The organism is Lamprobacter modestohalophilus (assembly GCF_016583905.1).
Classification (GTDB): domain Bacteria; phylum Pseudomonadota; class Gammaproteobacteria; order Chromatiales; family Chromatiaceae; genus Lamprobacter; species Lamprobacter modestohalophilus.
The window spans coordinates 16,647-30,687 of the sequence record NZ_NRRY01000036.1 but is presented as its reverse complement, the minus strand read 5'-3'; the positions used below and the strand labels follow the sequence as shown (position 1 = coordinate 30,687).

Below are 14,041 nucleotides of genomic sequence, written 5' to 3'. Positions count from 1 at the left end.
GACTCTTCAGGCGCGATGCTTGGAGCCATCGCGCTTGATCCACACGAGCAGTGCGGCTCGTGTTTGTACCGTTCCTCGGGCATTGACCTTGACTTGGGCCTAGCGCTTGGGCGTTCGGTCGGTATTGCTGCTTGCTACTCATCAGACCTCTCCGTCGGTCGGTTTTTGCTTGCTGGCTGCCGTGTCGCCAGCGGCGTCGGCGGGCGCGGCTTGCGGGTTGACCTTGAAGCTGGTCGAGCTGCCAGGTGCCGCTGCACTGCTGACAACGGCGGTCCCAGCGCCCGACTCGACGCCCAGCCCAACACTGGGACGTGGGCGCACGGCAGCGCCGGTGCTGCGTTGAAGAGGGGTCGGTACCCAAAACTGCCGGCGGCCAAAGGTCGGCATCTTGCGCGTCGCCTGGGTGCGGAATTCAGGGCCCTGGTAATCGCTCAGGCTGAGCTCGAAGCCCTGTCCAGTCTTGTAGTGCACCAATCCCATGTGCAACGACCAGCACATGCCGAGCAGGATGATCGCGAAGGGGAGGCCGGTCGAGATCGCCGCCGTCTGCAGCGCCACGAGCCCGCCGCCGAGAAGCAAGGCTGCGGCCACCGCGCCTTCCATCACTGCCCAGAACACGCGCTGGATCACCGGTGGCTCGGTGTTGCCGCCGGCGGTGATGATGTCGATGACCAAGGAGCCAGAGTCTGAGGAGGTGACGAAGAAGGTGATGATGACGGTGATAGCCACCACCGAGGCAATGGCGCTCAGCGGCAGGCTCTCGAGCATCACGAAGAGGGAGACGGGGATGTTCTCCTGCACCGCCTTGGCCAGCCCGCCGACGCCGAACATCTCGACGTGCAGGGCGGTGTTGCCGAAGGTCGTCACCCAGAGGAAGGTCACCAGGGTTGGAATCAGCAAGACCCCTTTGATGAACTCACGGATGGTGCGGCCGTAAGAGACGCGGGCGATGAACATACCGACGAAGGGCGACCAGGCGATCCACCAGCCCCAGTAGAAGACGGTCCAGCCGTTCTGCCAGTCGGTGTCGTCGTAGGTCTCGTTCCAAGTGCTGAGTGACGGGAAGTGCTGAACGTAGATACCGATGTTCTCGATGAAGGCATTCAGGATGAACAGTGTCGGACCGACGATGATGACGAAGAACATCAGCACCGCAGCGACGACGACGTTGATCTGACTCAGCACCTTGATGCCGGAGTCCAGGCCGCGCACCACCGACCAGGTTGCGATGGCCGTGATACCGGTGATCAACAGCAGCTGAACCATCGTGTTCTGTGGGATGAAGTCGACCAGATGGCTGAGGCCGGCGTTGACCTGCTGCACCCCGAGCCCGAGCGAGGTGGCGACGCCAAACATGGTGGCAACGGTCGCCATGATGTCGATGACGTTTCCAATGGGCCCGTAGATGCGCTCGCCCAGGAGTGGATAGAAGACCGAGCGGATCGACAGCGGCAGGCCCTTATTGAAGGCAAAGAAGCCCAGCGACAGGCCCACCAGCGCGTAGATCGCCCAGGGATGCAGCCCCCAATGCAGGAAGGTGAAATCCATCGCCACGCGCGCGGCCTCTGGGGTGCCGGGCTCGGCGAGTGGAGAGGCGACATAGTGGAACATCGGCTCGGCGACGCCGTAGAAGAGCAGACCGATGCCCATCCCCGCGCTGAACAGCATCGAGAACCAGCCGATGGTCGAGAACTCCGGCTTTGCACCCTCGCCGCCGAGCCGGATATCGCCGTAGCGCCCGAGCAACAGCGCGATCACATAGATCAGGATGATGTTCATGGTGCCGACGAAGAACCAGCCGGCGTACTTGGAGACGGCGCCCTGGACCAGGTTGAACAGGTTATCGACGCGATTCTCGAAGAAGATCGTCAGCGCGACGAAGAGCAGGATGATGCCGGCGGAGGTGAAGAACACCCAAGGGTGAACGTCGAGCCGGAGCCAGCCCGGCTGGTCTGATGAGCGATCGTTTGCGTCTTGCATAGGCGTTGCCCTCGGGCTTGATGCGGTCAGCGGTGCGCCCCTGCTGCCAGGGTTGAGCGGAGCTGTCGATGGTATGGATTCGGGGCCGGACTCAGTTTCGGACTTAACTCGGATAGGGTCGCGAGCGCCACTGTGTGAGCGTGAATCGTCTTCATACTACTGCAAACTCGGTCGACCCCAAAACCTTCGTAGCCGAAGTATTTGTCATCGGCCTGGCCATAGCGCCATCTATCGCACCCGGGTCATCCCATACTGCGAGCCCCCGATACCCAGGCCAGTGTTTCACCGATTCCCTATCATTCAAGCAGTTTGATCGTTGAGTCTTGCGAGCCTGTTTGGCTCCTGGGCTTGGGTTTTGATGCCCGTTGGCCTGGAAAATATGTTGCCTACGATATAAACTGCGCTCCTTGTTGCAGATGAACGACATGTCGCTTGGATGGGCTGCTGGTTGGCCCTAAGGCCAACGACGTTGCGTTAATGGCATCTTTCGAGCCAAGAAACCCCACGCAGGACACCATGAACAATCACGAATCGCGGACGCTTAGCGCCACTCCCAACAGTCAGCGACCAGCGCACCGACGCGCTCGGACGCTCCTCGCCCTGAGTCTTGCGAGCCTGGCCGGCGCGCCACAGCTTGCGACCGCAGCAACAGACCCCAACGCCCTCGAGCGACGCATCCTCGAGCTTCAGCGCCAGCTGGATCAGGCCGAGGCCGAGCTCGCAGCGGCCAAGGCCGAGACGCTGTCCGCGACCGAGAAGGCTGAGGTTGCAGAGGCCGAGCTGGCCAAGGCTGGCTCACCGCAAGCCGATAAGATCACCGTCGGCCCCGTCACCATCGGTGGCGCGATCCGCGCGAACTACATCCTCGGGAGTTATCCTGGTGGTGGCAGCGGCCCGTCTCGCGGCGGCAATGGCGGCAACTTCGCGCTCGATACCTTCCGTATCAACATGGATCTGAAGTACGAGCAGTTGGTCGGCAAGCTTGAGTACCGTTGGTACGACGGTTACAACTTTCTCCACACCGGTTGGCTAGGCTGGGATTTCGATGATGGCAGCCAGCTTCAGGTTGGTGTCAACCGCGTGCCCTTTGGTCCTGGCCCCTATGGTGTCTCGCAGAGCTGGTTCTTCGATCAGCACTACTATGTTGGCCTTTCGGACGATATGGACCTCGGTATCAAGTACATCACCGATATCGGCAATTGGAGCCTGGACTTCGCCTACTACGCGCGCAGCGAGTGGAACGGCAACGGTACCAGTCAGGACAGCACGCGCTACGGCTACGATGCCGTGGTCTGGGATAACGCCGTCGCGCCGAATGGCGACGTGACTTATGGCGTCCTGCCGAACGGCTACGAGGAGCGCAACCAATTCAATGTGCGGGCGATCTACAGCTTCGAGGACACCGCAGTCGATACCGACCTGGGTGTGTCGCTGCAGTATGGTCAGCTGAAAGGCCGGCGCACCGATGACGGGCACCACTGGGCGGCCTCGGTGCACATGACCAACAGCTGGAACAACTGGCTGCTCGCGACCCAGCTGACCCGCTACAAGTACGATATCGATTCCGATAACGCGCTCAGCACCGATGCCTTGTTCCCGATGGGTGCCTACGACTTCGCCTGGCCGGTGGCGACAGATGCTTGGCTACCAGCCATCTCGCTCAGCTATCTGTACGAGACCAACCGCATTCCTTGGCTCGACTCCGTTCGACCCTATGTCGAGTACTCGAGCATCATCAAGGAAGACAACGCGTTCAACGATAGCCAGCTAGTCACCCTGGGTGCGGCCTGGGCACGTGGCGGCTGGTACATCTACACCGATCTCGCGTTCTCCGACGGTAACTACTTCGTCGGTAACGAAACCGAAGACGGCACAGCAGAAGGCTATTCCAACCTGTTTTCACCGACGGGCGGCGTCGGCGATTTCGGCGCCAACGGCAACGACCACTGGAACTACCGCTTCAACATCAACTTCGGCTACTACTTCTAGCCGCCTCGGCGAGCTATCCGTGCTAGCGGTGCTAGCCAGCTGAGGCCGGACGCGCCAGCGCCAATCACTGGCCGCGAACGGCCTCAGTCTCTCCCAAACGCGGAGCGCATGGGCCTTAGCGGGCGTCTGCGACAAGCATCATGCAAGAGAAAGTCATCGTCGAGCACCTGTACAAGGTGTTCGGCGATCATCCAGACGAGGCCCTGCGACTGCTGAGTGAGGGTGTCGACAAAGACGCCATCTTCGAGCAAACAGGGCAGACCGTCGGCGTCTGCGACGCCGGTTTTTCAATCTATGAGGGCGAGATCTTCGTCGTCATGGGCCTCTCCGGCTCGGGCAAGTCAACCATGGTTCGGCTGCTGAATCGGCTGATCGAGCCAAGCGCGGGCAAGGTGCTGGTCGATGGCCGCGATATCGCGGCGATGAACGACAAGGAACTGCTCGACCTACGCCGCCGCGATATGAGCATGGTCTTCCAGTCATTCGCGCTGATGCCCCATCTAACGGTGGGCGCCAACGCCGCCTTCGGGCTTGATCTGGCCGGGGTGGGGCGGGCCGAGCGTGAGGAGCGTGCCCTCGCCGCGCTGGATCAGGTCGGCCTCAAGGCTTGGGCCGAGAGCTATCCGGATGAGCTCTCCGGCGGCATGCAGCAGCGCGTCGGGCTGGCGCGAGCGCTGGCGAATGATCCATCGGTGATGCTGATGGACGAGGCCTTCTCGGCGCTTGACCCCCTGATTCGCAGTGAGATGCAGGACGAGCTGCTGAAGCTACAGGCCGATAGTAGCCGGACCGTGGTCTTTATCTCGCACGACCTCGACGAGGCGATGCGCATCGGGGATCGAATCGCGATCATGGAAGGCGGGCGCGTGGTGCAGGTCGGGACGCCCGACGAGATCCTGCGCAACCCGGCCGATGAGTATGTGCGCTCGTTCTTCCGCGGGGTCGATGTCAGCACCGTGCTGAAAGCGGGCGATATCGCGCGCAAGACGCAGGTGACGGTGTTCGAGCGCTTGGAGGAGGGCATTCGGGCGGCCATCGAGCGCCTGCGCGACCATGATCGCGAGTTCGGCTATGTGGTCGATCGTCGGCAGCAATTCCATGGCGTCGTCTCGCTGTCCTCGCTGCAGGAGCTGCTGCATCGCGAGCAGCCGCATCGGATCAGCCAAGCCTTCTTGGATGGGGTTCCGACCCTGCCGTCTGATACGTCCGTCAGCGATCTGCTGCGCACCGTTGCTGAGAGTCCCTGCGGGGTTCCAGTGGTCGATCGCGAGCAACGCTACCAAGGCGTGATCACCAAGGCGAGCCTACTCGAAACCCTGGATCGGGAGGATTGACCGATGGCTGCAGACACGAATCCCTGGGCGCAGCAATCTGCGCCAACGCAAGCCTCGGAGCCAGCGGAAGCCTCGACTGAGCCATTAGCTGCCAGCAATGCCAGGTCGGCAGAGGAGGCCAGCGAGCTAACGCCTGCCAGCAACCCTTGGGCGGCTGAATCGAACGAGCCTGCAGCCACGAGCAACCCCTGGTCGGCAGAGCCTTCAGAGCCAGCTCCCGTGGCGAATCCTTGGGGCGGTGGCGGCACCATCGGCGATGACGGCGTTACCGCGACCTCGGGCGACTGGCTCGCCGGCGGCGATCCAATTGAGCTGACGGCGATCGATTGGATGCACCCGTTCCAAGACGCAGTGATCCCGCTCGGCGATTGGGTCGATCAAGGCCTGGACTGGCTGGTCGAGCACTTTCGTGCCGTCTTTCAAGCCATCCGTTGGCCGATCGATGGCACCTTGACCGGCATCGAATCGACCTTGCTGGCCGTGCCTGATCTGGTGATGATCCTGATCTTCGGGCTGCTCGCCTGGCAGGCGGGTGGCAAGCGGCTCGGGCTCGGCGCGGTGATCTCCCTGGCCCTTGTTGGGCTCATCGGCGCCTGGGCCGAGGCCATGGTGACCTTGGCGCTGGTGCTGACCTCGGTGGTGTTCTGCATCGTCATTGGGCTGCCGACCGGGATCTGGCTGGCACGTAGCGACCGCGCCGCGTCCCTGATCCGGCCGGTGCTGGATGCGATGCAGACCACCCCGGCCTTCGTCTACCTGGTGCCGGTGGTGATGCTGTTCGGGATTGGCAATGTGCCGGGCGTCGTCGTCACCATCATCTTCGCGCTGCCACCGCTGATTCGGCTGACCAACTTAGGCATTCGTCAGGTGCCCTCGGACCTGGTCGAGGCCGCGCGCTCGTTCGGCGCCTCGAAGAAACAGCTGCTGTTCAAGGTCCAGCTGCCGTTGGCGATGCCGACCATCATGGCCGGCGTCAATCAGACCCTGATGCTGGCCCTATCGATGGTCGTCATCGCCTCGATGATCGCGGTCGGCGGGCTCGGCCAGATGGTGCTGCGCGGCATCGGCCGGCTCGACATGGGCTTGGCCACCATTGGTGGCGTCGGCATCGTGTTGTTGGCGATCATCCTCGACCGCATGACCCAGGCCTTTGGCCAGGCCAGCCGCGATAAGCCGACCCGTCACTGGTACGAGTCGGGCCCCGTCGGCCTGTTCTATCGCCTGTTTCGGCGCCGAACGCCAGCGGAGGTCAGCGGCTGACGCTAAAAAGCATTTCGCTGTCCTGGCCCGTCGGAACCGGGCCTTGATCTTTTCACCCTGAACGGAGAGTTCTCACTATGCCTAACTCGATGCTGCGCACCCACGCATTACCCACCCTAATCGCCTCGTCGTTGACCCTCGCAGTGAGCGCTGCGGTGGCTGCTGAACAACCCGGCGAAGGCGTCGAGGTGTTGCCGATCAAGAGTTCAATCGCCGAGGAGACCTTCCAGACCCTGCTGGTCATGGAGGCCCTGGAAGACCTGGGCTATGAGGTCGATGACATCAAAGAGATCGAATACGCGGCCGGACACGTCGCCCTCGCCAATGGCGATGCCACCTTCATGGCCGCACATTGGGACCCGCTGCATATCGATTTCTTCGAGGAGGCCGGTGGCGATGACAAGATCGTTCGCGAGGGAACCTATTCGAGCGGTTCGCTCCAAGGCTACCTGATCGACAAGGAGACCGCCGAGGCCTACGAGATCACCAACATCGAACAGCTCAAGGACCCGGAGATCGCCAAGTTATTCGACGCCGATGGCGACGGCAAAGCGGATCTGGCCGGCTGTAACCCAGGCTGGGGCTGTGAAAAGGTGATCGAGCATCACCTCGACGCCTATGACCTGCGCGACACCGTTGAGCACAATCAGGGCAGCTACTCGGCGGTGATGGCCGATACCATCACCCGCTACGAGCAAGGCGAGCCAGTGCTCTACTACACCTGGACCCCCTACTGGGTCAGCGGCGTGCTGGTGCCCGGTGATGACGTCACCTGGCTGCAGGTGCCGTTCAGCTCGCTGCCTGGTGAGCGTGAGGATGTGGATACCGCCCTGGCCGACGGCTCGAACTATGGCTTCCAGGCCAATGTGCAGCGCATCATCGCCAACAAGGAGTGGGCGGAGGCCAATCCGGCCGCAGCCAAGCTATTTGCGGTGATGGAGGTCTCGAGCAACGATATCAGTGCACAGAATCTGCGCATGCGCGATGGCGAGGACAGCGAAAAGGACATCAAGCGCCACGCCGAGGCCTGGATCGAGGCCAATCAGGCGACCTACGACAGCTGGCTGGAGCAGGCTCGGGCGGCTGCTGAGTAACCCCTAAGTAAGGCAGAGGCTGAGCGGCAGGATTCCGCTCAGCACTCAGCGATCACGATTGACGATGTAACGCGCAATCCAGCGTAAGGGATCGGCACCCTCGTCAAAGCTGCTGAGACTGTCGAGCGCGTCAGTGATCAGGTCATTGGCCGCTTCATGCGCTGGTCCAATCCCCATCAGTGACGGATAGGTGGCCTTTTCATGCGCGGCATCGGCGCCACTTTGCTTGCCGATGACGTCGGTATCACCCTCGACATCGAGCAGGTCGTCTTGGATCTGGAAGGCGAGGCCGATGCACTTCGCGTAGTGATCGAGCGCGTTTGCCTGTTCTGGGTCGAGGTCAGGGCAGGCGAGGACGGCCATCTGCACGCTGGCGCGGATCAGCGCGCCGGTCTTATGGATGTGAATGTTCTCCAGCATCACCAGATCGAGTTCGCTGCCTTCTGACTCGAGATCGAGGGCCTGTCCGCCAGCCATGCCGATCGATCCCGCAGCACGTGCCAGTGCGGCGATCATCTGAACCCGAGCGCCATCGCTGGTATCCCCGTGCTTGTCTTCCGCGATGACGCCGAATGCGAGCGTCTGCAGCGCATCGCCGGCCAGGATGGCGGTGGCCTCATCGAAGGCCTTGTGACAGCTCGGCCGTCCGCGCCTCAGATCATCATCGTCCATCGCCGGCAGATCGTCGTGGATCAGCGAATAGGCGTGGATCAGCTCGACGGCAGCGGCACCGGCATCGACCCGTTCTGGGGCTAGGCCGATTGCCCTGGCGCCGGCATAGGCCAAGGTCGGGCGCACCCGTTTACCTTCGCTGAGGACCGCGTAGCGCATCGCCTGATGCAACCGTTTGGGTGGCTGTTCAGCTGCCGGTAAGGCGCGATCGAGGGTCTGTTCTACGCGGGCTTGGCAGTCTTTGAGGAAGGTCTGGAGACGAAGCGCGTCTTGCATGGGCCGAATAGCGGTCAATAGAGGTAAGGGGTTGAGCTGGGGTGTTCTGCTGATCGAGTCGAGCACGATCTCAGATGCGCGCTGAGGTTACCACCCTGAAGCAATCGCTTGATCTTCGGCGATGGAAACGTCGGCGATGTAAACGCGCTGTGATGAGAGCGAGATGAGCGCCAAGCCGTCATGGTTGTTCGACGTGCGCAGCGCGCCTAATCGCTCTGCGCTCGGTCTGCGGTGCCGCTGAAGGGCTCGGGCTCGGCCTGGTCTGATGCCTCGCTGAGGATGCGAATGCGCTGCTCGGCCGTCTCGAGTGCTTGTTGGCAGCCGCGGCTGAGACGGATGCCTTGTTCGAACGCCGCCAGCGATTCCTCCAAGGTCAGATCCCCACGCTCGAGCTGATCGACGAGGGTTTCCAGCGCCTGCAACGAGGCCTCGAACTGCTTGGGGTCTTGAATCTTGTCTTCGCTCATCGTGCGTTTGAACCAATCTTTCGATCTACGGTACCGTAGAGGGCTTTGACCGGTCAACGCATCAACAACCAAGGAGTCTCCTGCCCCGCCATGAGCGGCAACTACGACGCCTCAGCGATTGAGGTTCTCAGCGGCCTAGATCCGGTGCGCAAACGCCCGGGTATGTATACCGACACCACCCGTCCGAACCATCTCGCGCAAGAGGTCATCGACAACAGCGTCGACGAAGCGCTGGTCGGCAAGGCGACGCGGATCGACGTAATTTTGTATCAGGACGGCTCGGTCGAGGTCAGCGATGACGGTCGCGGCATGCCTGTCGATCTCCATCCCGAGCAGGGCCTGCCGGGGGTCGAGGTGATCCTGGGCACGCTGCATGCCGGCGGCAAGTTCTCGGCCGGAAGCTATCGCTTCTCCGGTGGTCTGCACGGGGTAGGTGTCTCGGTCGTCAACGCGTTGTCGAAGCGTCTCGAGGTCTGGGTCAAGCGCGACGGCAAGGAATATCGGATGGCCTTTGCCGGCGGTGACAAGGCCGAGGACCTAGTCGAGATCGGCACGGTTGGGCGCGGCAACAGCGGCACCCGGCTGCGGTTCTGGCCAGATGAGCGCTACTTCGACTCACCGAAGATCTCGGTGCGGCAGTTGCTCCATCTGCTGCGGGCGAAGGCCGTGCTCTGTCCGGGTCTCGATGTCCGTTTTCGTGACGAGAATACCGGTGATGAGCAGCGCTGGTGTTATGCCGATGGCCTGCGCGACTATCTGAGCGAGGCGCTCGGCGAGGCAGAGCGGGTGCCCGACGCGCCCTTCGTGGGTAACCTCGAGGGGCAGACCGAGGCCGCAAGCTGGGCCATCACCTGGCTGCCGGAGGTCGGCGAGCCGGTGACCGAGAGCTATGTGAATCTGATCCCGACCGTGCAGGGCGGGACGCATGTGAACGGCTTTCGCACCGGACTGACCGAGGCGGTGCGCGAATTCTGCGAGTTCCGCAGCCTGTTGCCGCGCGGGGTCAAGCTCGCGCCAGAGGACGTCTGGGCGCGCGCCAGCTGGATTCTCTCGGTGAAGCTGGCTGACCCCCAGTTCTCGGGTCAGACCAAGGAGCGATTGTCATCGCGCGAATGCGCCGCCTTTGTCTCCGGCGTGGTCAAGGACGCGTTCAGCCTCTGGCTGAACGAGCATGTCGGCGACGGCGAGCGCATCGCCGAGATCGCGATCGGCGCGGCGCAGGCGCGCCTGCGGGCCGGACGCACCGTGACGCGCAAGCGCATCACGCAGGGGCCGGCGCTGCCGGGCAAGCTGGCCGATTGCACGGCCACCGATCCAGCGCGAACCGAGCTGTTCCTGGTCGAGGGCGATTCTGCCGGCGGCTCCGCGAAGCAGGCGCGCGACCGCGAGTTCCAGGCGATCATGCCGTTACGCGGCAAGATCCTGAATACCTGGGAGGTCGACCCGGCCGAGGTGTTGGGCTCCCAAGAGGTGCACGATATCGCCGTGGCCATCGGTGTCGACCCAGGCAGCGAGGATCTCTCGCGCTTGCGCTTCGGCAAGATCTGCATCCTGGCCGATGCTGACTCTGACGGTGCGCACATCGCGACGCTGCTCTGCGCGCTCTTCCTGAAGCATTTCCCGCAGCTGGTCGCTGCTGGTCATGTGTATGTTGCGATGCCGCCGCTGTTCCGAATCGACGTTGGCAAACAGGTCTTCTATGCGCTCGACGACGCCGAGCGGCGGGGCGTGTTGGATCGCATCGCCGCCGAAAATCTCAAGGGCAAGGTCAGCGTGCAGCGTTTCAAGGGCCTTGGCGAGATGAATCCGGCGCAGTTGAGGGAGACCACGATTCACCCGGATACCCGCCGACTCGTTCAGCTCACGGTTGAGCCTGGCGATGACAGCGCCACTTTGATGGATATGCTGTTGGCCAAAAAGCGCTCTGCGGATCGGCGCGCCTGGCTACAGGAAAAAGGCGACCTGGCTGAAGTCTGAGCCAGCCCGGCGCCACACCGCCCACACCTAGTTTGATGCGCAGCGCGACTATGCACCCATTTCCATACGCCCACGCCGCCGATGACGACTGGACTCTGGCGCTCGAGCGCGTCATTGCCGGTCTTGGCCAAGTCCAGGGTCGGCTCGGTTTCCTCTACGTCACCGATGCGATCAATGCGCATCTCGAGGCCATCCTCGATGCATTGCGGGAAGCCACCGATGTCGAGCACTGGGTCGGCGCAGTCGGCATCGGTATCTGCGCGACCGGGGTCGAGTATTACGAGCGGCCGGCGATTGCCGCGATGGTGGCTGATCTGCCAGAAGAGGCGTTTCGGGTATTCCCGCCGATCGTCAAGGATCTCGATGGCTTTGACGCAGCGCAGCGGGCTTGGCTCGGCAACGCCCAACCCTTCATGGGGCTGGTCCATGCTGATCCGAGCAATCCGCTGACCGAGAGCCTGATCCGCCAGCTTGCTGAGCGAACCGTCAGCGGATTCTTGGTCGGCGGCTTGGCCAGCAGTCAGCACAATGCCCGGGTCATTGCCGATGAGCCAACGGAAGGTGGCTTGACTGGGGTAATGTTCACCGAAGCGGCCGGCATTCAAACCGCACTCTCGCAGGGCTGCTCGCCGATCGGGCCGCATCGCCAAATCACCGAATGCCAGCGTAACGTCATCGTCGAGCTTGACGGCCGTCCGGCCTTGGATGTCTTCAAGGAGGACATCGGCGAGGTCTTGGCCCGTGATATCTCCCGCGTCGGCGGCTATATCTTCGTTGGGCTGCCGATTCGTGGGTCCGATACCGGTGACTATCTGGTGCGCAATCTGATCGGTGTCGACCTGGATAAGCGGCTGGTTGGGATTGGCGATCTGGTTGAAAAGGGCCAAGCGCTGATGTTCTGCCGGCGTGATGCGAATACCGCTCGCGAAGATCTCTCACGCATGCTTGAGAATCTAAAAGCGCGTTTGAAGACGCCACCGCGCGGTGGCGTCTATGTATCCTGCCTCGGCCGCGGTGCTAACCTCTTCGGCGAAGACTCGGAAGAACTGAAGCAGATCCGCGATGAGCTGGGCGACTTCCCGCTGGTTGGGTTCTTCGCCAACGGCGAGCTTTCGCAGAATCGTCTCTACGGCTATACCGGCGTGCTGACCCTGTTTACCTGATGCCTTGGCGCTGCGGTGCTTTGGCTCATGACCCGAGGCCACAGTCGACCTGATGAGCAGCGAATCCGATGCAAGTGCCGGCAGGCGCGGTCTGTCTGGCGTTGGCAAACCGGCCTTACTCTGGGGGGTTGCCGCCGCGCTTGGCGTTGCCATTGTCGCGGTGGTGCTGGTCAAGGCCTGGCCGTTGCTCCACCTAGACATCAGTGAGCGAGCGGCCTTGAGCCCGGACTGCGACCTGTTGAGCCAGGCCTGCTCGGTGCGATTTTCGGCGGGTGCCGAGGTGACCCTTGATATCCAGCCCCGCGGCATCCCCGCCGTGCATCCGCTCGAGCTGCGTGTGGGGCTCAAGGAGATGCCGTCGCCGCAGCGCGTCGAGGTCGACTTCGCTGGCGTTGATATGGCGATGGGCTTCAATCGCGCTGCGTTGAGCGTCGACGCTGAGACTGGGGCCTGGACTGGTCAGGGCATGTTGCCTGTCTGTGTTCGTGACCGCATGACCTGGGAGGCGCGCGTCCTCTTGCATTATCCGGATCGATTGCTTGCGGCCCCGTTTCGTTTCGTCAGCGCGCGCCCAGGGGCGTTCTGAGCCGATCACATTTCGCCTGGTATGGGCCATTTCACCTGGCATGGGCGATTTTGCCTTGCCTGGGTCAGTATTGAGTGCAACGCTCGCCGCGCATTGTGGGTCGCGCTGCTATCATCATCGGACGTCGCCCGCCGCTTTGGTTCACGGGCGAACGTCTCAGTCTGGAGAGAACATCATGCGTGTTTTGGTCGGCGATATCGGCGGCACCAAGACGGGTCTCGGGATTGCCGAGGTTCAGGGGAATACAGTCAGTCTCGATCTGCATCGCCGCTACCCGAGCCGCAAGTCGGTATCGCTCGGCGAGATCGTCACCACCTTCTTCGACGAGACCGGTTGCCAGTGTGAGATGGCGGCCTTTGCCGTTGCTGGGCCGGTCGTCAGCGGACGCAGCAAGACGACCAACCTGCCATGGCAGATCGATGCGGCCGAGCTGCAGAAAAACCTGGGTTTCAAGCGCGTTGGCCTGCTCAACGACCTTGAAGCCGTTGCTTGGGGCGTGCCGGCGCTCACCCGCAACGAGCTCGCGGTGCTGCAGCCGGGGGCGACCGGTGCCGTGGGAAACGCCTGTGTCGTCGCCGCCGGGACCGGGCTGGGTGAGGCTGGCCTGTTTTGGGACGGCACCAAGCATCACGCCTTCCCAACCGAAGGCGGACACACCGACTTCGCACCCACTGATGATCGCGAATTCGCGCTCTTGAACTATCTGCAGAAGAAGGTCGGGCGCGTGAGCTGGGAGCGCGTGGTCTCGGGAATAGGCATCGGGAATATTTATGCGTTCCTGGCGCAGTGGCATAAGGCGGTGCATCCACCCGCAGTCGCCGAAGCGCTCCGCAGCGATGGCGATATCGCCGCCGCCGTGGCCGAGGCCGCCAACAATGGCCACGCCATCAGCCAAGAGGCGATGGAGCTGTTTGCGGTGCTCTACGGGCGAGAGGCCGGCAACACAGCGCTCAAGCACATGGCCCTAGGCGGGGTCTATCTTGGTGGGGGCATTGCGCCGAAGAACCTTGCGCTCCTGCAAGGTCCCGGTTTTGCCGAAGGTTTCCGGGATAAGGGCCGGATGAGAACCCTGATGGAGCAGATTCCGGTACAGGTGATTCTTGATCCATTGACGCCGCTTTATGGGGCCGCGCGCTATATGGCTGCCGAGATTGGCTGACACCTGGCCTCATGGTGTTCTGGCCTCATAGTGTTACTTCTGTGCCATCATATGTCGCATCTTTGCACTATATGGATGCTGCCA

At 62.5% G+C, this 14,041-nt stretch carries 11 protein-coding genes; 8 read left to right on the top strand and 3 right to left on the bottom strand.

Annotated features, from left to right (window positions below; all coding sequences use genetic code 11):
* Window positions 1-141: 141 nt before the first annotated feature.
* On the bottom strand, window positions 142-1,980 hold the full coding sequence (locus tag CKO42_RS17995; RefSeq protein WP_200247057.1) for a BCCT family transporter: 1,839 nt from the start codon (window positions 1,978-1,980) through the stop codon (window positions 142-144).
* Window positions 1,981-2,496: 516 nt separating this feature from the next.
* Between CKO42_RS17995 and CKO42_RS17990 the strand changes: the two genes are divergently transcribed.
* The 4 genes from CKO42_RS17990 to proX all read left to right on the top strand — a co-directional run bounded on the left by CKO42_RS17990 (window position 2,497) and on the right by proX (window position 7,657).
* Window positions 2,497-3,969, top strand: coding sequence for a hypothetical protein (locus tag CKO42_RS17990; protein WP_242479499.1), 1,473 nt, complete (start codon window positions 2,497-2,499; stop codon window positions 3,967-3,969).
* 140 nt (window positions 3,970-4,109) lie between these two features.
* Window positions 4,110-5,303, top strand: a complete 1,194-nt coding sequence (gene proV / locus CKO42_RS17985; RefSeq protein ID WP_200247055.1) for a glycine betaine/L-proline ABC transporter ATP-binding protein ProV — start codon at window positions 4,110-4,112, stop codon at window positions 5,301-5,303.
* A 3-nt stretch (window positions 5,304-5,306) separates the two neighbouring features.
* Entirely contained in the window at window positions 5,307-6,563 is a 1,257-nt protein-coding gene (proW, locus tag CKO42_RS17980; RefSeq protein WP_200247053.1) for a glycine betaine/L-proline ABC transporter permease ProW, read from the top strand.
* A 77-nt stretch (window positions 6,564-6,640) separates the two neighbouring features.
* Window positions 6,641-7,657, top strand: a complete 1,017-nt coding sequence (proX, locus tag CKO42_RS17975) for a glycine betaine/L-proline ABC transporter substrate-binding protein ProX (protein ID WP_200247051.1) — start codon at window positions 6,641-6,643, stop codon at window positions 7,655-7,657.
* Window positions 7,658-7,702: 45 nt separating this feature from the next.
* Here proX and ispA read toward each other — a convergent pair whose 3' ends face one another.
* Window positions 7,703-8,605, bottom strand: coding sequence for a (2E,6E)-farnesyl diphosphate synthase (gene ispA / locus CKO42_RS17970; RefSeq protein ID WP_200247049.1), 903 nt, complete (start codon window positions 8,603-8,605; stop codon window positions 7,703-7,705).
* Window positions 8,606-8,811: 206 nt separating this feature from the next.
* Entirely contained in the window at window positions 8,812-9,072 is a 261-nt protein-coding gene (locus CKO42_RS17965) for an exodeoxyribonuclease VII small subunit (protein ID WP_200247048.1), read from the bottom strand.
* Between the two features lie 90 nt (window positions 9,073-9,162).
* Here CKO42_RS17965 and parE point away from each other — a divergent pair, with 90 nt between their 5' ends.
* From parE to glk, 4 genes are all read left to right on the top strand, one after another.
* Entirely contained in the window at window positions 9,163-11,049 is a 1,887-nt protein-coding gene (gene parE, locus CKO42_RS17960; RefSeq protein WP_200247046.1) for a DNA topoisomerase IV subunit B, read from the top strand.
* 50 nt (window positions 11,050-11,099) lie between these two features.
* Entirely contained in the window at window positions 11,100-12,212 is a 1,113-nt protein-coding gene (locus CKO42_RS17955; RefSeq protein ID WP_200247044.1) for an FIST signal transduction protein, read from the top strand.
* A gap of 52 nt (window positions 12,213-12,264) precedes the next feature.
* Entirely contained in the window at window positions 12,265-12,798 is a 534-nt protein-coding gene (locus CKO42_RS17950; RefSeq protein WP_200247042.1) for a hypothetical protein, read from the top strand.
* 175 nt (window positions 12,799-12,973) lie between these two features.
* Window positions 12,974-13,957, top strand: a complete 984-nt coding sequence (gene glk / locus CKO42_RS17945) for a glucokinase (RefSeq protein WP_200247040.1) — start codon at window positions 12,974-12,976, stop codon at window positions 13,955-13,957.
* The last annotated feature ends 84 nt before the right edge of the window (window positions 13,958-14,041 follow it).